Source organism: Sphingomonas sp. BK580, assembly GCF_014194975.1.
GTDB lineage: Bacteria > Pseudomonadota > Alphaproteobacteria > Sphingomonadales > Sphingomonadaceae > Sphingomonas.
Map to the genome: position 1 here is coordinate 398,171 of NZ_JACIAY010000001.1, position 17,438 is coordinate 415,608.

The following is a 17,438-nucleotide window of genomic DNA, read 5'->3' on the forward strand; positions in this document are numbered from 1 at the left end:
AAGCGAGGACACCGCTATATCCGCCGTGCTTTCTCTTACATCGCGAGGTGCAAGGGGCTGCGGGGCTCGCTCCGCGGCGGCGACCAACGCATGTCCGGCAGGTGCACTTGAGCGACAACGACTCCCTCTACCGACTGATCGAACCCGAGGCGCAGGCGCTCGGCTTCGCGCTGGTGCGCGTGCGGCTGTTCGGCAAGGGCGACGAGCGCACGCTCCAGGTGATGGCCGAGCGCCCCGACACGCGCCAGCTCACCATCGACGACTGCGCCGAGCTGTCGCGCCGGCTCTCCGACATGCTCGACCAGCTCGAGCTCGAGGGACGCGACCCGATCGAGGGCGCGTACCGGCTGGAGGTTTCGTCGCCCGGGATCGATCGACCGCTCACGCGCCGCCAGGATTTCACCGACTGGGCCGGCCATGAGGCGCGCATCGTGCTCACCGAGGCAGTGGACGGGCAGAAGCAGTTCAAGGGCGACCTGGAAGGCATCGACGCCGACGGCCAGATCGCGATCCGCCACTCGCGCACCCACGAGCTGGCGCGCGTGCCCTTCGCGCTGATCGCCGATGCCAAGCTGGTGCTCACCGACCGGCTGATCGCCGCGACGGTGCCGCTCTCGATGGAGGGCGCCGACGAAGAGATCGAGGACCTGTCCGCGGACGCGGACACCGATGACATGTCCGCGGACGCGGACACCGATGACAAGTCCGCGGACGCGGACGGCGTGAAAGAAGAGGAATCGAACTGATGGCCACCGGGGTCACCGCCAACCGTGCCGAGCTGATCGCGATCGCCAACTCGGTCGCGTCGGAGAAGATGATCGACAAGGGCATCGTCATCGAGGCGATGGAGGACGCGATCCAGCGCGCCGCGCGCACGCGCTACGGCCAGGAGATGGACATCCGCGCGAAGCTCGATCCCAACAACGGCGACCTGCGGCTGTGGCGCGTCGTCGAGGTGGTCGAGCTGGTCGACGACATCTACAAGCAGGTCGATGTCGCCGGCGCGCAGAAGCTCCAGCCGGGCGCGAGCGTCGGCGACTATCTGGTCGACCCGCTGCCCCCGATCGAGTTCGGCCGCATCCAGGCGCAGGCCGCCAAGCAGACGATCTTCCAGAAGGTGCGCGACGCCGAGCGCGAGCGCCAGTATGAGGAGTTCAAGGACCGCGCCGGCGAGATCATCACCGGCGTCGTCAAGCGGGTCGAGTTCGGCCATATCGTCGTCGACCTCGGGCGCGCCGAGGGCGTGATCCGGCGCGACGCGCAGATCCCGCGCGAGGTGGTGCGCGTCAACGACCGCATCCGCTCGCTGATCCTCAAGGTGGTGCGCGAGAACCGCGGGCCGCAGATCTTCCTCAGCCGCGCGCACCCCGACTTCATGAAGAAGCTGTTCGCGCAGGAAGTGCCCGAGATCTACGACGGCATCATCGAGATCAAGGCGGCCGCGCGCGACCCGGGCAGCCGCGCCAAGATCGGCGTGATCTCGCACGATTCGAGCATCGACCCGGTCGGCGCCTGCGTCGGCATGAAGGGCAGCCGCGTCCAGGCGGTGGTGCAGGAGATGCAGGGCGAGAAGATCGACATCATCCCCTGGTCGCCCGACACGGCCACCTTCGTCGTCAACGCGCTGCAGCCCGCCAACGTCGCGCGCGTGGTGATCGACGAGGAGGAGGACCGCATCGAGGTCGTCGTCCCCGACGATCAGCTGAGCCTCGCGATCGGCCGCCGCGGCCAGAACGTGCGGCTGGCGTCACAGCTCACCGCCAAGGCGATCGACATCCTCACCGAGACCGACGCCAGCGAGAAGCGTCAGCAGGAGTTCGTGAAGAACTCCGAGCTGTTCCAGAACGAGCTCGACGTCGACGAGACGCTCGCGCAGCTGCTGGTGGCCGAGGGCTTCGGCGCGCTGGAGGAGGTCGCCTATGTCGAGCTCGACGAGCTCGCCGGGATCGAGGGCTTCGACGAGGATCTGGCGCAGGAGCTGCAGAGCCGCGCGCAGGAGGCGCTCGACCGCCGCGAGCAGGCCGCGCGCGAGGAGCGCCAGGCGCTGGGTGTCGAGGACGCGCTGGCCGAGCTGCCGTATCTCACCGAGGCGATGCTGGTCACGCTCGGCAAGGCGGGCATCAGGACGCTCGACGACCTCGCCGATCTCGCCACCGACGAGCTCGTCGAGAAGAAGCGCGCCGAGCCGCGTCGCCGCAACGACGACGCGCCGCGCCGCGACTCGCGCAACGACGGGCGTGGCAACGGCGGCGTGCTCGGCGAGTACGGACTGAGCGACGAGCAGGGCAATGAGATCATCATGGCCGCCCGCGCGCACTGGTTCGCCGACGAGGACGGCGCGGCGGACGAGACCGCCGACGCGGACGGCGCCGGCGACGAGACCGCCGAGCCGGAGACGCAGGCCTGATGCCGTTCGTCTCGATCCGATTGGCGGGCAGCGCGACGCGCGAGCAGAAGGCGGGGATCGTGGCCGATGTCACGGCCTCGCTGGTGACGCGGCTGGGCAAGAACCCGGCCGCGGTGCAGGTCGCGATCGAGGAAGTGTCGACCGAGAACTATGGCGCCGGTGGGCAGCTGCTCGCCGACCGCGACGCGGGCGCCGCGGGTGCCGCGTCTTCCAGCCAGGGAGACGCGCATGCGGCACCCGGGCGATGAGACTCTAGGCGGCCTCGCGCAGCGTCGTTCCCCCGCCCGCGTCGCCTGTTGTGGCACGGCGGGCGGGGGCACGTCCTCGGCGTTTGCGCAGGTGGGGCGCTCGCGGCGCCATGGATCCCGGGTCGGGCCTGGGATGACGCAGCATCGCCAGGAGCACGCCGCATGAGCGACCCCGTCCGCTCCTGCATCCTCACGCGCGAGCGTGCCGACCCGGCACGGCTCATCCGGCTCGCGCTCGCGTCGGACGGGCGCGTGCTGCCCGACGTCCGCGCCAAGGCGCCGGGGCGCGGCGCGTGGATCGGCGTCGCGCGCGCCGAGCTCGAGCAGGCGGTCGCCAAGGGCAAGCTGCGCGGCGCGCTCGCGCGCGCGTTCAAGACCGGTGATCTCGCCGTCCCCGACGACCTGCCCGACCTGATCGCCGCCGCGCTGGAGCGCAACGCGCTCGACCGACTCGGGCTCGAGGCGCGCGCCGGCACGATCGCGACCGGCGCGGAGCGGATCGAGACCGCCGCGCGCGCGGGCAAGCTGCACGCGCTCTACCATGCCGCCGACGCGAGCGAGGACGGGCGCCGCAAGCTGGCCCAGGCGTGGCGCGTCGGCAGCGAACGCGAAGGAAGTGACCTGAAGGGCTTGGCGTTGCCGGTCGAGCGCCCCATATTGTCGTTGGCGCTGGGCCGCGAGAATGTGGTACACATTGGCGTCATAGACCGCACCGCGGCCGGACGATTGGGCGAAGCGCTCGACCGCTGGCTGCACTTTATCGGCCCTGAACTGACCTCCGCACCTTGCGCTACGGCCGCGCAAGGCGCATCGGCGCCCGGCACCGCCGGGCCCGCTTCGGCCGTGAGATTGCACGAGGAATTTGAGTGAGCGAGACCGACAACGACAAGCCGAAACTCGGGATGCGCGCGCCGCTGGGGCTGAAGCGCACGGTCGAGACCGGCAAGGTGAAGCAGAGCTTCAGCCACGGCCGTAGCAATACGGTGGTGGTCGAGGTGAAGCGTCGCCGCGTGCTCGGTCCGCAGGGCACGCCCGAGCCGACGCCGGCGCCGGCACCCGAGCCGGTCGCCGCGACCGCCGCGCCCGCCGCGGCGCAGCCCGCGCCGCGCCCGCCGGTCTCGAACGAGACCGCGCAGGAGCGTCAGGCGCGCCTGCTGCGCGAGGCCGAGGACCAGCGCATGCACGCGCTGGAGGAAGCGCGTCGTCGCGAGGAGGCCGAGCGCCAGCGCGCCGCCGAGGACGAGCGCCGCCGCGTCGAGGAGCGCGCGCGCGCCGAGGCCGAGGCGCGCGCCGCGGCTGAGGCGCCCGCGCCGGAACCGACCCCGGCGCCCGAGCCGACCCCCGCACCGATCGCGCAGGCGCCGAGTGCACCGGCCGAGCCGGCGGCCCCGGCCGAGCCGGTCGCCGTCGCGCGCGCGACGCCGGCCCCCGCTCCGACGCCGGCTCCGGCGGCTCCCCCGCCCCCGCCGCCAGTGCTCGAGCTGGCGCGTGATCCGGCGATGCCGGCGCCGCGGCGCTTCTCGCCGGTCGCACGTCCCGAGATCCCGAAGCCGCAGCCCAAGCCCGAGCCGAAGCCGGCCGCGGCGCCGACCGCGAGCGCGGCCCCGGCGACGAGCACCGGCGCCGCGGGCAGCGCACCGCGCAGCCTGCCGAGCGGCCAGGCGACGCCGCGAAATGCCACGCCGGCGCGGCCACAGCAGCGCGACCGCAAGGGCGACGAGCGTCGCGGCGGCAAGCTGACCGTCACGCGCGCGCTCAACGAGGACGGCGCGCGCGCGCGCAGCCTCGCCGCGCTGAAGCGCGCGCGCGAGAAGGAGAAGCGCGGCTTCTCCGGCCCGCGCGAGCCGCAGGCCAAGCAGGTTCGCGACGTCCAGGTGCCCGAGGCGATCACCGTGCAGGAGCTCGCCAACCGCATGGCGGAGCGCGGCGCCGATCTGGTCAAGACGCTGTTCAAGATGGGCATGCCCGTCACGATGACGCAGACGATCGACCAGGACACCGCCGAGCTGCTGGTGACCGAGTTCGGCCACAACATCGTTCGCGTCTCCGACTCGGACGTCGACCTCGCGCTCGACACCAGCGAGGACTCGGCCGACCAGCTCCAGCCGCGTCCCCCGGTCGTCACGATCATGGGTCATGTCGACCACGGCAAGACCAGCCTGCTCGACGCGCTGCGCGGCACCGATGTCGCCAAGGGCGAGGCCGGCGGCATCACCCAGCATATCGGCGCCTATCAGGTGACCCTGAAGGACAAGTCGAAGATCACCTTCCTCGACACGCCGGGCCACGAGGCGTTCACCGCGATGCGCGCGCGCGGTGCGGACGTGACCGACATCGTGGTGCTGGTGGTCGCCGCGGACGACGGGCTGATGCCGCAGACGATCGAGGCGATCAACCACACCAAGGCGGCGGGCAAGCCGATGATCGTGGCGATCAACAAGATCGACAAGCATGACGCCAACCCGCAGCGCGTGCGCGAGCGCCTGCTCGAGCATGACGTCCAGGTCGAGATGATGGGCGGCGAGACGCAGGACGTCGAGGTCTCGGCGCTCAAGCGGACCGGGCTCGACGAGCTGATCGAGAAGATCCAGCTCCAGGCCGAGTTGCTCGATCTCACCGCCAACCCCGATCGTGCCGCTGAGGGCAGCGTGATCGAGGCCAAGCTCGACAAGGGCCGCGGCCCGGTCGCGACCGTGCTCGTCACCCGCGGCACGCTCAAGGTGGGCGACGTCTTTGTCGTCGGCGCCGAGAGCGGCAAGGTGCGCGCGCTGGTCGACGACAAGGGGCGCCAGCTCAAGCAGGCGGGGCCGTCCACGCCGGTCGAGGTGCTCGGCATCTCGGGCACGCCGTCGGCGGGCGACCAGCTTCAGGTGGTCGAGAACGAGGCGCGCGCGCGTGAGGTCGCCGAGTATCGCCAGAGCGTGCTGCTGCAGAAGCGTACCACGGCGGCGCCGACCAGCCTGGAGAACATGTTCTCGGCGCTGCGCGCCAACGCCGCGATCGAGTATCCGCTCGTGGTCAAGGCCGACACGCAGGGCACGGTCGAGGCGATCGTCGCGTCGATCAACAAGATCTCGACCGATCTCATCAAGGCGCGGGTGCTGCACTCGGGCGTCGGCGGGATCACCGAGAGCGACGTGACGCTGGCAGGGGCATCGGGGGCGCCGATCATCGGCTTCCACGTCCGCGCCAACGCCAAGGCACGCGAGATCGCCGAGCGGCAGAAGGTGGCGCTGAAGTACTACGACGTCATCTACGACCTGATCGACGAGATCCGCGCCGGCATGGCGGGCGAGCTCGGGCCGGAGGCGTTCGAGACCGTGGTCGGCCGCGCCGAGATCCGCGAGGTCTTCTCGGCGGGCAAGCACGGCAAGGCGGCGGGTCTGCTCGTCACCGAGGGCGTCATCCGCAAGGCGCTCAAGGCGCGCATCACGCGCAACGACGTCATCATCTACCAGGGTGAGATCGCGTCGCTGCGTCGCTTCAAGGACGACGTCGCCGAGGTGCGCGCGGGCCTGGAGTGCGGCGTGACGTTCTCGCAGAACTTCGTCGACATCAAGGCCGGCGACTATCTCGAGACGTACGAGGTCGAGCTGCGCGAGCGTACGCTCTGAGGCGCCGCGACGGCCTTCCGCGGAGGGCCGTCGCGAGTGTCCCGTCATCCCGCGGCCTTGAGCCGGGATCCATCGTCCAGCGCGCGCATCGATCGTCGCGCTAACGGCGCGACGGATCCCGGCTCATGGCCGAGATGACGGCATGTCATCGGGCGTCGACGCGCGGTGGCCGCGCTCCTTGCGAGGGGGAGAAGAACGAGATGAACCAGCCGCAGGAAAAATCGGTGCGCACGCTGCGCGTCGGCGAGCAGGTGCGTCACGTGCTGTCGGAGATCCTTCAGCGCGGCGACGTGCACGACGACACGCTCGCCTCGCACATGGTAAGCATCACCGAGGTTCGCATGTCGCCCGACCTGCGCCACGCCACCGTGTTCGTGAAGCCGCTGCTCGGGCGCGACGAGGAAGCGGTGCTCAAGGCACTGCGCACCAACACCGCCTATCTCCAGCGCGAGGTCGCGCACCGGGTGCGAACGAAATACGCCGCCAAGCTCAAGTTCCTGCCGGACGAGAGCTTCGACGAGGGCAGCCACATCGACTCGCTGCTGCGTCGCCCCGAGGTCGCGCGCGACCTTCCCGCGGAGGGTGGCGAGGATTGACCGAGACGCCGGTAAGACGCACCTCACCGGTATGAACGCGATCACGCGACTCTCCGAGAAGGTCCAGGTCGTTGTCCCCGAAGCGATCCGTGACCTGAAAGGCTGGGCGCCGGGGCTCGCGCTTGAAGTCGTCGACGCCGGCGGCGGTGTGCTGCTGCGGCCGCGCCGTCGGGTAAAGACGCTGACCCCATCAGTGGCGGTCGCGCGCTTCAAGGACATCTACCGGCATCAGGGCCCGCGCGTCACGCTCGAGGAGATGGACGAGGCGATCGCGGAGGGGGCCGCTCGTCGAGCCGGGCGCCGGTGACCACCGCGGTCGACACGAACGTGGTGCTGCGATGATCACGCGCGACGATCCGGTACAGGCTGCGCTTGCCGACGCCATCTTCGACGTGCCGGTCGTGATCACCACGACGGTCTTGCTCGAGGCGGAATGGGTTCTGCGCGGGCGACGCTATGCGACGCGACGCGACACCACCGCGACCCTGCTCGAGCAGATCGCCGAGACGACGACGGTGACGATCGAGCATGAGGAAGGCGTGCGCTGGGCGACCGGCCGGTACCGCCTGGGCGCCGACTTCGCGGACATGATCCACCTTGTCGTGCCCGCGGACGCCACACGCTCCGTCACCTTCGACCGCCGACTCGCCCGGCACGCCGGCACCGACGCCCCGCTCGCGATCGAGACGCTCGCCTGATGGCCAAGCTATACTTCTACTACGCCAGCATGAACGCCGGAAAGTCGACCAACCTGCTCCAGGCCGACTTCAACTATCGCGAGCGCGGCATGCGCACGATGCTGTTCACCGCGGCGGTGGACGATCGCTTCGCCGCGGGCACCATCACCTCGCGCATCGGCCTCGCCGCGCCCGCGACGATGTTCGACGCCGCCACCGACCTCGCCGCCTTGGTCGCGGCCGAGCACGCGCGCGCGCCGCTGGCGTGCGTGCTGGTGGACGAGGCGCAGTTCCTCACCGCGGCGCAGGTCGACCAGCTCGCCTGGCTCGCCGACGTCGAGGACGTGCCCGTGCTCGCCTACGGCCTGCGCACCGACTTTCTCGGCCAGCTCTTCGCGGGCTCGGCGCGACTGCTCGCGCTCGCGGACTCGCTGGAGGAGATCAAGTCGGTGTGCGCGTGCGGGCGCAAGGCGACGATGAACCTGCGCGTCGACGCCGACGGCCGCCCGGTCACCGCCGGGCGCCAGACCGAGATCGGCGGCAACGACCGCTATGTCGCGCTGTGCCGCCGCCATTTCAGCGCGGCACTGGCGGAGGGGTGAGCGCCCCGCCGATCCCGCGGGTGAGCGGCATCAACCATGTCACGCTCGCGGTGAGCGACGTGGCGCGCTCGCTCGCCTTCTACCGCGACGTGCTGGGCTGCACGGTGCGCGCGCGCTGGGCGGAAGGTGCCTATGTCGAGGCGGGCGCGCTGTGGCTGTGCCTGCTCCACGACGACGCCGCGCGGATGGCGCCGCACCCCGACTACACCCACCTTGCCTTCAGCGTGTCCGAGCCGGACTATGCGGTGCTCAGCGCGCGCCTGGCCGCCGAGTGCGTGATCTGGAAGACCGATCGCAGCGAGGGCGCGTCGACCTATTTCCTCGACCCCGACGGGCACAGGCTGGAGATCCACCTCGGCACGCTCGAGACGCGATTGGCGCACTATCGCGAACATCCCGGCAAGGGTGTGACCGTGTTCGATGGCGACGCGCCCGCCACGAGTTCGATCCATCCCGAGTAATCCGTGCTCCGGCGACCGCCGGAGCCCAGGGCCGCGGGCGTGACACTCGTGGCTCTGGGCTCCTGCGTGCGCAGGAGTACCTCGCTGGTTCGAACCACGTGGATCACACGCTAGCCGAACCGCCCTCCCTCGCCTATCTCGCGCGCCATGGACCCTACCGGCATCGTCTGGCGCGCGGCAGTGTGGATTATCCCGCTGGTGCTCGCGATCGTCTTCCACGAGGTGAGCCACGGCCTCGCCGCGCGCGCGCTCGGCGACCCCACCGCCGCCGAGCAGCGCCGGCTGTCGCTCAACCCGCTGCGCCACGTCGACCCGGTCGGCACCGTGGTCCTGCCGCTGCTGCTCGCGCTCGCCAAGGCGCCGGTGTTCGGCTGGGCCAAGCCGGTCCCGGTCGACTCGCGCCGCCTGCCCCATCCGCGGCGCGACATGATGCTGGTGGCGCTCGCCGGGCCGGGATCGAACCTCGTGCTCGCGCTGGTGGGCGCGGTACTGCTCGGCGCGCTGACGCCCAGCCTCTACGGCATCGCGCCTGGCAGCCTCACCGCCTTCGTCGCGGCCAATCTGCTCAACTTCGTGATGATCAACGTCTTCCTCGCGATCTTCAACCTCATCCCGCTGCCGCCGTTCGACGGCGGGCACGTCGTCGCCGGGCTCCTGCCCGAGCGGCTGGCGCAGCGCTGGGACCAGCTCGCGCGCTACGGCCTGCTGCTGTTCATGCTGCTGCTGCTGGTGCTGCCCTCGATCGTGCCAGGCGCCAACATCGTCCAGCGGCTGGTGGCGCCGCCGGCGCAGGCGCTGACCGAATGGTATCTCGGCCTCGCCCAGTCGATCGCGGGCTGATCGCGTGCACGGCTGGCTGATCCTCGACAAGCCGCTCGGGCTGGGATCGACGCAGGGCGTCGCCGCGGTGAAGGGCGCGCTGCGCACCGCCGGCGCGGCCAAGCTGAAGGTGGGCCACGGCGGGACGCTCGACCCGCTCGCCACCGGCGTGCTGCCGATCGCGATCGGCGAGGCGACCAAGCTCGCCGGGCGGATGCTCGACGGCGACAAGGTCTATGACTTCATGATCCGCTTCGGCGAGCAGACCGACACGCTCGACGCCGAGGGGAAGGTGATCGCGACCAGCGCGGCGCGGCCGACGTCCGAGGCGCTGGAGGCGGTGCTGCCGCGCTTCACCGGGCCGATCGCGCAGGTGCCGCCCGCCTATTCGGCGCTCAAGGTGGACGGCGCGCGCGCCTATGACCTGGCGCGCGCGGGGGAGGAGGTGGTGCTCGCGACGCGCGACGTGACGGTGCATGGGCTGGGGGTATGCCAATCCTCCCCGGCACGGAGGGGCGGACCATCGGGTAGCGACGGTAGAGGGGGGGCCGCCACGAGCGACTCGGTGGCGGCGAGCCCCCTCCACCACCGGCCTGCGGCCGGCGGTCCCCCTCCCCGTGCCAGGGAGGGATTGGAAGAGATCACCCTCACCGCGCACGTCTCCAAGGGCACCTACATCCGCAGCCTGGCGCGGGACATCGCGCTGGCGCTCGGCACCGTCGGCCACGTCACCTATCTGCGCCGCACCAGGGCCGGCCCGTTCACGCTCGCCGAGGCGATATCGCTGGACAAACTCGACGAACTCGCTAAGGCGCGCGGTCTTGAACACTCCCTCCTGCCGCTGGGCGCGGGGCTGGACGACATCCCGGCTCTCTCGCTCACTCCCGACCAGGCAGGGGCGCTCCGTCAGGGGCGAGTGCTGGCCGGGATCGCCGCCGACGACGGCCAGGCTTTCGCGCTGCTGGGTGAGACACCCGTCGCGCTGGTCGAGGTGGAAAGCGGGCTCGCCCGCGTCGTCCGCGGCTTCAACCTGTAACGCATCGATGTCGATAGGAACGTACATGACGATCACCGCCGAACGCCGCCAGGAAGTCATCAAGGATCACGCCCGCGCCGATGGCGACACCGGGTCGGTCGAGGTCCAGGTCGCGATCCTGACCGAGCGGATCAAGAACCTGACCGAGCACTTCAAGGGCCACGCCAAGGACAACCACTCCCGCCGCGGCCTGCTGATGATGGTCAACAAGCGGCGCTCGCTGCTCGACTATCTCCGCAAGAAGGACGGCGATCGCTACGTCGCCCTCATCGCGAAGCTCGGTCTTCGCAAGTGACATAAAGGCGCCGCGAGGCGCCTTTATTTCATCCCGGACGCCGATCCGGGATCCAGCAAGAAGGGGCGCGGGAGCGCCCGGCCGGTCCGCTGGAGCCGGCGCGGGAGGACGGACAATAAGGTCCGCCCTTCCCTGGGCCGCTACTGGCCCACTCGCAGGCCCCCCGGTGATCCGCACCGGGGAGTGAAGGAAACAACATGTTCGATACCAAGAAGGTGGAAATCCAGTGGGGCGGCAAGACGCTGACCCTGGAGACCGGCCGCGTCGCGCGTCAGGCCGACGGTGCCGTGATCGCGACGCTCGGCGAGACGGTCGTGCTGTGCGCGGTGACCGCCGCCAAGACGGTCAAGGAGGGGCAGGACTTCTTCCCGCTCACCGTCCACTATCAGGAGAAATTCTCGGCGAGCGGCCGCATCCCCGGCGGCTTCTTCAAGCGCGAGCGCGGCGCGACCGAGCGCGAGACGCTGATCAGCCGTCTCATCGACCGCCCGATCCGCCCGCTGTTCCCGGAAGGCTTCTACAACGAGATCAACTGCATCGCGCAGGTGCTCTCGTATGACGGCGAGAACGAGCCCGACATCGTCGCGATGGTCGCGGCCTCGGCGGCGCTGACGATCTCGGGCGTGCCCTTCATGGGCCCGATCGGTGCCGCGCGAGTCGGCTACAAGGACGGCGAGTATCAGCTCAACCCGACCGACGGCGAGGTCGCGGAGGGCGAGCTCGACCTGGTCGTCGCCGCGACGCACGACGCGGTGATGATGGTCGAGTCCGAGGCCAAGGAGCTGTCGGAAGAGGTGATGCTGGGCGCGGTGATGTTCGCGCACAAGGCGTCGCAGCAGATCATCGACGCGATCATCGACCTCGCCGAGCAGTCGGCCAAGGACCCGTGGGAGCTCGCCCCGGTCGACGACAAGTCGGCGACCATGGCCAAGCTGAAGAAGGCGATCGGCAAGGACGTCGAGGCGGCCTACAAGCTGACCGACAAGCAGGCGCGCCAGAACGCGCTCAACGCCGCGCGCACCAAGGCGCGCGAGGCCTTCGCCGACCTCAAGGAGAGCGACCCGGCGCAGTATCTCGGCACGCTCAAGCTGGTGAAGAAGCTCGAAGCCGACGTCGTCCGCGGCGCGATCCTCAAGACCGGCCGCCGCATCGACGGGCGCGACACCAAGACGGTGCGTCCGATCGCCGCCGAGGTCCACTTCCTGCCGCGCGCGCACGGCTCGGCGCTGTTCACCCGCGGCGAGACCCAGACGATCGCCACCACGACGCTGGGCACGCGCGACGCCGAGCAGATGATCGACGGGCTCAACGGCCTGTCGTACCAGCACTTCATGCTGCACTATAACTTCCCGCCCTATTCGGTCGGCGAAGTGGGCCGCTTCGGCGCGCCGGGCCGCCGCGAGATCGGCCACGGCAAGCTGGCGTGGCGCGCGCTGCACCCGGTGCTGCCGTCGAAGGAGGAGTTCCCCTACACGATCCGCGTCACCAGCGACATCACCGAGAGCAACGGCTCCTCGTCGATGGCGACGGTGTGCGGTGGCTCGCTGTCGCTGATGGACGCGGGCGTGCCGCTCAAGCGCCCGGTCTCGGGCATCGCGATGGGCCTGATCCTCGAGGGCAAGGACTATGCGGTCCTCAGCGACATCCTCGGCGACGAGGATCACCTCGGCGACATGGACTTCAAGGTGGCGGGCACGTCCGAGGGCATCACCAGCCTGCAGATGGACATCAAGATCGCCGGCATCACCGAGGAGATCATGAAGGTCGCGCTGGCGCAGGCCAAGGACGGCCGCGCGCACATCCTCGCCGAGATGAACAAGGCGCTGGGCGAGACCCGCACCGAGCTGTCGGCGCACGCGCCGCGGATCGAGACGATGCAGATCGACAAGTCGAAGATCCGCGACGTGATCGGCACCGGCGGCAAGGTGATCCGCGAGATCGTCGCCACCACCGGCGCCAAGGTCGACATCGACGACGAGGGCGTCATCAAGATCAGCTCGTCGGACGGCGCGCAGATCGAGGCGGCGATGAACTGGATCAAGGGCATCGTCGAGGAAGCCGAGGTCGGCAAGATCTACAACGGCAAGGTCGTCAACATCGTCGACTTCGGCGCCTTCGTGAACTTCATGGGCGGCAAGGACGGTCTCGTCCACGTCTCCGAGATGAAGAACGAGCGCGTCGAGAAGCCGGGTGACGTCGTCACCGAGGGTCAGGAAGTAAAGGTCAAGGTCCTCGAGATCGACCCGCGCGGCAAGGTTCGCCTGTCGATGCGCGTCGTCGACCAGGAGACCGGCGCCGAGCTGGAGGACACCCGTCCGGCGCGCGAGCCGCGCGGCGAGCGCAGCGATCGCGGCCCGCGCCGCGAGGGCGGCGGGCGTGACGGCGGCCGCGGCGGTGACCGTGGCGGCGACCGCGGCGGTGATCGCGGCCCGCGCCGCGAGGGCCGCGGCCCGCGCCGCGAGCGCAGCGAGGGCGGCGCCAAGGAGGGCGGCGACGAGGGCGACGCGCCCGCGTTCGCCCCGGCCTTCCTCACCGGCGACCGCGACTGAGCCGCTGACGCGCTCCTGCGCACGCAGGCGCCCAGAGCCAGAGCGTTCGCGCTCGCCGCTCTGGGCTCCGGCGTTCGCCGGAGCACGGTCGACTCGGGGCTGCTAGAGCTACCTCACGAACGATAACGGCCCCGGCAGCGATGCCAGGGCCGTCGTCATGTCAGCCTGGCCGCGATCTGCGCGTCACGGCGCCGGCCGCTCGGGCTGCGCCTCGGCCAGGATCACCGCGAACAGGCCCTTGTCGTCGGTCCACTCGCGCACGGGGGTCCAACCGCCGCTGCGGAGCAGGATGCGCGCGTCGCGCTCGCCGTATTTGTGGCTGTTCTCGGTGTGGATCGTCTCGCCCTCGGCGACGTCGAAGGCGCGTCCCTCGACCTCGAACGACACGTCGCGGCGTGCCTCGAGGTGCATCTCGACGCGCGCGCGGTCGTCGTTCCACACAGCGCAGTGGCGGAAGGCGTCGAGCGGGATCGTACCGTCCAGCTCGCGGTTGATCCGCTCTAACAGGTTGAGGTTGAACGCCGCGGTCACGCCCTGCGCGTCGTCATAGGCGGGCAGCAGCACGTCGGGCCGTTTTATCCGGTCCATCCCGATCAGCAGCATCGCCCCCTCGCCCAGCGAGGCGCGCATAGCGCGCAGCAGGTCGACCGCGGCGAGCGGGATCAGGTTGCCGATGGTGGAGCCCGGGAAGAAGCCGAGCTTTGGCAGCGCGGCCACCTGCGCGGGCAGCGTCAGCGGCCGCGTGAAGTCGCCCTCGAAGGGCAGCACCGGCAGGCCGGGGAAAGCCTGCGCCAGCGCCTGCGCCGACTCGCGTAGGAAATCGCCGGAGATATCGATCGGCACATAAGCGGCGGGCTCGACGCAGCGCAGCAGCGTCGGCGTCTTGGTCGACGAGCCCGAGCCGAACTCGACGACGGCGCGCCCCGGCCCGGCGAGCCGGCGCAGTTCGGGGCAGAGATCGTGGAGCAGCGCGGTCTCAGTGCGGGTCGGGTAATATTCGGGCAGTTCGGTGATCTGCTCGAACAGCTGCGACCCGCGATGGTCGTAGAACCAACGCGCCGGGATCGCGCGCGGACGTCGCGCCAGCCCGGCGAGCACGTCGGCGCGGAACTGGGGATCGGCGAGGCTCGCCTGGCCGTCGTCGATCTCGGGCTTGAGCATGTCAGAGATCCTTCGCGAGACGAACGCCGGTGAACTGCCAGCGCTGATGGGGGTAGAAGAAATTGCGATAGCTGGCGCGCGCGTGGCCGCGCGGCGTGGCGCAGCTGCCGCCGCGGAGCACGAACTGGCCGCTCATGAACTTGCCGTTATACTCGCCGACCGCGCCCTCGACCGGGCGGAAGCCGGGATAGGGGCGATAGGCCGAGCCGGTCCACTCCCACACGTCGCCGAAGAAGGCGGGGCCGTCGCTCGCGGGGCGCGGCTCGACCGCGCCGGCCCGGTCCAGCTGGTTGCCACTGGCGGAGTCGTAGCCCACCGCCGCGGCCTCCCACTCGAACTCCGTCGGCAGCCGCGCGCCCGCCCAGGTGGCGTAGGCGTCGGCCTCGTAGAAGCTGACGTGGGTGACCGGCGCGGCCGGGTCGATCGCGCGGCGGCCGTCGAGCCCGAAGCGAGTCCACACGCCGTCGCGCTGTTCCCAGTAGAGCGGCGCGACGATCCCCTCGCGTTGCACCCAGGCCCAGCCGTCGGCGAGCCAGCAGCGCGGCGTGTCATAGCCGCCATCGGCGATGAAGGCGGCCCACTCGCCGTTGGTCACCGTCCGATCGGCGAGCGCGTGCGGCGCCAGCAGCGCGCGATGTCGCGGTCCCTCGCAGTCGAAGGCGAAACCCTCGCCACCATGGCCGACCTCGACCACGCTCTCCGCGCGCTCGATCCACCCGACCGGACCAGGCATCGCCACCGGCACCTTACGCGCCGCGGGCCAGATCGCGGGCTCGAGCGGGTTCTCGCCGAAGAGGTGGAGCATGTCGGTGACGAGCAGTTCCTGATGCTGCTCCTCGTGGTGGCAACCGAGTGAGACAAGGTCGCGCGCCGCCGCGGGAAGGTGAGGCAGCGCGGCGAGCAGCGCGGCGTCGACCGCGGCGCGATAGGCGCGCACCTCGTCGAGCGTCGGCCGCGTGATCATGCCGCGTCGACCGCGCGCGTGGCGGCGGCCCTCGGCCTCGTAGTAGCTGTTAAACAAGAAGGGGAAGCGCTCGTCGTGGCGCTGATAGCCGGCGACGTGGTCGCGCAGCACGAAGGTCTCGAAGAACCAGGTGGTGTGGGCGAGATGCCATTTGGCCGGACTGGCGTCGTCCATCGACTGCACCGTCGCGTCGGCGTCGGAGAGCGGCGCCACCAGCGCCTCACTCAGCGCGCGGACACGGCCGTAGCGCTCGCCCAGCGACTCGTCGCGGGTCATCAGGTCAGGCAGCGCTGCCATCGGATCGTCTCCCACTCGCCGCGCCCGACCCCACGCCCGCGCGACGCGAACGGGAGTTATCCTAGGTTAACGATTAGCCCCCGCGACCCACAGAACGTCGCCACCCGCTCTTTTGTTCACCGCCCGGCACAGGACGAAGAGGAAATCGGACAGGCGGTTCAGATACATCACCGCGCTCGGGTTGGCGTGGGGCAGGACGGCGACGGCGCTGCGCTCGGCGCGGCGCACGATCGCGCGCGCGAGATGGAGCGATGCCGCCGCGCCGCCCGGCAGCACGAAGCTGGTCAGCGGCGGCAAGTCGGCGTTGAGCGAGTCGATCTCGCGCTCGAGCCGCTCGACCTGCGCCGGCACCACGCGCAGCACCATCTCGGACGGCGTGAACGCGTCGCCCGGCGTGGCAAGATCGGCGCCGAGATCGAACAGATCGTTCTGCACGCGCCGCAGCGCCGCCACGTGATCGGCGTCGGCGAGCGTCTCGGCGGCGATGCCGATCGCGCTGTTGGCCTCGTCGACGTCGCCGATCGCGACCATGCGCGCGTCGTCCTTCCGCACACGGCTGCCGTCGACCAGCCCGGTGGTGCCGGCGTCGCCGGTGCGGGTGTAGATGCGGTTGAGCTTGACCACCTCGGCGGATCAGGTGCGGCCGGCAGCGAACAGCAGCACGACGACCACCAGCACCGCGAGCGCCTGGAACAGGATGCGCTGCTGCATCATGCGATTGCTCTTGAGCTGCGCCGCGGTGGGCCCACCGCCCTCACCGCGCGCGGTCGCCGACGCCTCCTGGAGGAAGGAGATGATGCCGCGCACCAGAGCGACGACGGTGGCGATCATCGCCGCCACCAGCAGGATGACGAGGAAGGTGTTCATGCACCGAAGGTAGGGATTGCCGCGCCATTTGGGAAGTCGCCCGCGCGCAGCCGCTCGGCGAGCGCGCGCCCGTCCTCGCCGCGTTCGCGCAGCGCCGCGAGCGCGGGCGCACCGTGGCGCTTCGCGAGCCGCTCGCCGTCCGCCCCGGTGAGCAGCGCGTGATGGTGCCAGCGTGGCACCGGCAGGCCGAGCAGCGCCTGGAGCAGGCGATGGACGTGCGTCGCCGCGAACAGATCGACGCCGCGCACCACGTCGGTGACGCCCTGCGCTGCGTCGTCGACGGTCACCGCGAGATGGTAGCTGGCGGGCGCGTCCTTGCGCGCGAGCACCACATCTCCCTGCGCGAGCGGATCGGCCGCGATGACGCGGTCGCCGTCGCGCCACACGAGCGGCCCGACACGGGCGACCGCGGCAGCCATGTCGAGCCGCCACGCATGCGGGCGCGAGAGGTCGGCCGCGGCGAGCGAGCGGCAGGTGCCTGGATAGAGCGGGAACGCGCCATGGGGAGCGCTCATCGCCTCGGCCACCTCGGCGCGGGTGCAGCAGCAGGGATAGAGGAGACCCATCGCGCGGAGCCGCTCCAGCGCAGCGGTATAGCGGTCCAGCCGCCGCGATTGACGGACCACCTCTCCGTCCCACGTCAGCCCGAGCCAGGCGAGATCGGCGAGGATCGCGTCGATATGCTCCGGACGGCTGCGGGTGCCGTCGATGTCCTCGATCCGCAGCAGGAAGCGCCCGCCGCGCGCGCGCGCGCGATCGTGCGCGCGGATCGCCGAATAGGCATGGCCGAGATGGAGCCGCCCGGTCGGCGAGGGCGCGAAGCGGGTGACCACCGGATCCATGCC

The 17,438-nt window shown here is 70.7% G+C and carries 19 protein-coding genes; 14 read left to right on the forward strand and 5 right to left on the reverse strand.

Translation table 11 applies throughout. From position 1 onward, the window contains the following. Positions 1 to 107 precede the first annotated feature (107 nt). The 14 genes from rimP to pnp all read left to right on the forward strand — a co-directional run bounded on the left by rimP (position 108) and on the right by pnp (position 13,304). A complete protein-coding gene (rimP, locus tag FHY05_RS01850) occupies positions 108 to 746 on the forward strand; it encodes a ribosome maturation protein RimP (protein WP_183942693.1) in 639 nt (212 codons plus the stop codon). Next, the gene (gene nusA, locus FHY05_RS01855) at positions 746 to 2,407 is read left to right on the forward strand and encodes a transcription termination factor NusA (protein WP_183942694.1); all 1,662 of its coding nucleotides are present in this window, start codon (positions 746 to 748) and stop codon (positions 2,405 to 2,407) included. The genes rimP and nusA overlap by 1 nt, the downstream gene beginning before the upstream one ends. Then, positions 2,407 to 2,655: a 4-oxalocrotonate tautomerase family protein gene (locus FHY05_RS01860; protein WP_183942695.1), complete on the forward strand. Its 249-nt coding sequence runs from the start codon at positions 2,407 to 2,409 to the stop codon at positions 2,653 to 2,655. Before nusA ends, FHY05_RS01860 begins: the two co-directional genes overlap by 1 nt. 162 nt (positions 2,656 to 2,817) lie before the next feature. Then, a complete protein-coding gene (locus FHY05_RS01865) occupies positions 2,818 to 3,525 on the forward strand; it encodes a DUF448 domain-containing protein (RefSeq protein ID WP_183942696.1) in 708 nt (235 codons plus the stop codon). Further along, positions 3,522 to 6,269, forward strand: a complete 2,748-nt coding sequence (gene infB / locus FHY05_RS01870) for a translation initiation factor IF-2 (RefSeq protein ID WP_183942697.1) — start codon at positions 3,522 to 3,524, stop codon at positions 6,267 to 6,269. Before FHY05_RS01865 ends, infB begins: the two co-directional genes overlap by 4 nt. Positions 6,270 to 6,469: 200 nt before the next feature. Then, on the forward strand, positions 6,470 to 6,865 hold the full coding sequence (gene rbfA / locus FHY05_RS01875) for a 30S ribosome-binding factor RbfA (RefSeq protein ID WP_183942698.1): 396 nt from the start codon (positions 6,470 to 6,472) through the stop codon (positions 6,863 to 6,865). A 31-nt stretch (positions 6,866 to 6,896) separates the two neighbouring features. Further along, positions 6,897 to 7,172, forward strand: coding sequence for an AbrB/MazE/SpoVT family DNA-binding domain-containing protein (locus FHY05_RS01880; protein WP_183942699.1), 276 nt, complete (start codon positions 6,897 to 6,899; stop codon positions 7,170 to 7,172). Between the two features lie 31 nt (positions 7,173 to 7,203). Further along, positions 7,204 to 7,563, forward strand: coding sequence for a type II toxin-antitoxin system VapC family toxin (locus FHY05_RS01885; protein ID WP_183942700.1), 360 nt, complete (start codon positions 7,204 to 7,206; stop codon positions 7,561 to 7,563). After that, positions 7,563 to 8,144: a thymidine kinase gene (locus FHY05_RS01890; protein WP_183942701.1), complete on the forward strand. Its 582-nt coding sequence runs from the start codon at positions 7,563 to 7,565 to the stop codon at positions 8,142 to 8,144. The genes FHY05_RS01885 and FHY05_RS01890 overlap by 1 nt, the downstream gene beginning before the upstream one ends. Before the next feature lie 20 nt (positions 8,145 to 8,164). After that, a complete protein-coding gene (locus FHY05_RS01895) occupies positions 8,165 to 8,605 on the forward strand; it encodes a VOC family protein (RefSeq protein ID WP_183942955.1) in 441 nt (146 codons plus the stop codon). 147 nt (positions 8,606 to 8,752) lie between these two features. Further along, entirely contained in the window at positions 8,753 to 9,445 is a 693-nt protein-coding gene (locus FHY05_RS01900) for a site-2 protease family protein (protein WP_183942702.1), read from the forward strand. Positions 9,446 to 9,449: 4 nt separating this feature from the next. Continuing rightward, the gene (gene truB, locus FHY05_RS01905; RefSeq protein ID WP_183942703.1) at positions 9,450 to 10,460 is read left to right on the forward strand and encodes a tRNA pseudouridine(55) synthase TruB; all 1,011 of its coding nucleotides are present in this window, start codon (positions 9,450 to 9,452) and stop codon (positions 10,458 to 10,460) included. Between the two features lie 25 nt (positions 10,461 to 10,485). Further along, positions 10,486 to 10,755, forward strand: a complete 270-nt coding sequence (gene rpsO / locus FHY05_RS01910; protein ID WP_132910206.1) for a 30S ribosomal protein S15 — start codon at positions 10,486 to 10,488, stop codon at positions 10,753 to 10,755. 197 nt (positions 10,756 to 10,952) lie between these two features. Further along, entirely contained in the window at positions 10,953 to 13,304 is a 2,352-nt protein-coding gene (gene pnp / locus FHY05_RS01915) for a polyribonucleotide nucleotidyltransferase (RefSeq protein ID WP_183942704.1), read from the forward strand. A 183-nt stretch (positions 13,305 to 13,487) separates the two neighbouring features. Here the strand turns inward: pnp and egtD are convergent, their stop codons facing one another. From egtD to gluQRS, 5 genes are all read right to left on the reverse strand, one after another. Then, positions 13,488 to 14,465, reverse strand: a complete 978-nt coding sequence (egtD, locus tag FHY05_RS01920) for an L-histidine N(alpha)-methyltransferase (RefSeq protein ID WP_183942705.1) — start codon at positions 14,463 to 14,465, stop codon at positions 13,488 to 13,490. Position 14,466: 1 nt separating this feature from the next. Further along, on the reverse strand, positions 14,467 to 15,726 hold the full coding sequence (gene egtB / locus FHY05_RS01925) for an ergothioneine biosynthesis protein EgtB (RefSeq protein WP_183942706.1): 1,260 nt from the start codon (positions 15,724 to 15,726) through the stop codon (positions 14,467 to 14,469). A gap of 66 nt (positions 15,727 to 15,792) precedes the next feature. Further along, positions 15,793 to 16,350, reverse strand: coding sequence for a cob(I)yrinic acid a,c-diamide adenosyltransferase (locus tag FHY05_RS01930; RefSeq protein WP_183942707.1), 558 nt, complete (start codon positions 16,348 to 16,350; stop codon positions 15,793 to 15,795). Between the two features lie 9 nt (positions 16,351 to 16,359). After that, positions 16,360 to 16,593: a twin transmembrane helix small protein gene (locus FHY05_RS01935; protein ID WP_183942708.1), complete on the reverse strand. Its 234-nt coding sequence runs from the start codon at positions 16,591 to 16,593 to the stop codon at positions 16,360 to 16,362. Next, entirely contained in the window at positions 16,590 to 17,435 is an 846-nt protein-coding gene (gene gluQRS, locus FHY05_RS01940; protein ID WP_183942709.1) for a tRNA glutamyl-Q(34) synthetase GluQRS, read from the reverse strand. Before gluQRS ends, FHY05_RS01935 begins: the two co-directional genes overlap by 4 nt. Positions 17,436 to 17,438: the final 3 nt, after the last annotated feature.

Bases quoted from the DNA above. Each gene is read 5' to 3' on its own strand.
- nusA (WP_183942694.1), top strand. From the start codon at position 746: ATGGCCACCGGGGTCACCGCCAACCGTGCCGAGCTGATCGCGATCGCC.
- FHY05_RS01860 (WP_183942695.1), top strand. From the start codon at position 2,407: ATGCCGTTCGTCTCGATCCGATTGGCGGGCAGCGCGACGCGCGAGCAG.
- FHY05_RS01865 (WP_183942696.1), top strand. From the start codon at position 2,818: ATGAGCGACCCCGTCCGCTCCTGCATCCTCACGCGCGAGCGTGCCGAC.
- rbfA (WP_183942698.1), top strand. From the start codon at position 6,470: ATGAACCAGCCGCAGGAAAAATCGGTGCGCACGCTGCGCGTCGGCGAG.
- FHY05_RS01880 (WP_183942699.1), top strand. From the start codon at position 6,897: ATGAACGCGATCACGCGACTCTCCGAGAAGGTCCAGGTCGTTGTCCCC.
- FHY05_RS01885 (WP_183942700.1), top strand. From the start codon at position 7,204: ATGATCACGCGCGACGATCCGGTACAGGCTGCGCTTGCCGACGCCATC.
- FHY05_RS01890 (WP_183942701.1), top strand. From the start codon at position 7,563: ATGGCCAAGCTATACTTCTACTACGCCAGCATGAACGCCGGAAAGTCG.
- FHY05_RS01900 (WP_183942702.1), top strand. From the start codon at position 8,753: ATGGACCCTACCGGCATCGTCTGGCGCGCGGCAGTGTGGATTATCCCG.
- rpsO (WP_132910206.1), top strand. From the start codon at position 10,486: ATGACGATCACCGCCGAACGCCGCCAGGAAGTCATCAAGGATCACGCC.
- pnp (WP_183942704.1), top strand. From the start codon at position 10,953: ATGTTCGATACCAAGAAGGTGGAAATCCAGTGGGGCGGCAAGACGCTG.
- egtD (WP_183942705.1), bottom strand. From the start codon at position 14,465: ATGCTCAAGCCCGAGATCGACGACGGCCAGGCGAGCCTCGCCGATCCC.
- egtB (WP_183942706.1), bottom strand. From the start codon at position 15,726: ATGGCAGCGCTGCCTGACCTGATGACCCGCGACGAGTCGCTGGGCGAG.
- FHY05_RS01935 (WP_183942708.1), bottom strand. From the start codon at position 16,593: ATGAACACCTTCCTCGTCATCCTGCTGGTGGCGGCGATGATCGCCACC.
- gluQRS (WP_183942709.1), bottom strand. From the start codon at position 17,435: ATGGATCCGGTGGTCACCCGCTTCGCGCCCTCGCCGACCGGGCGGCTC.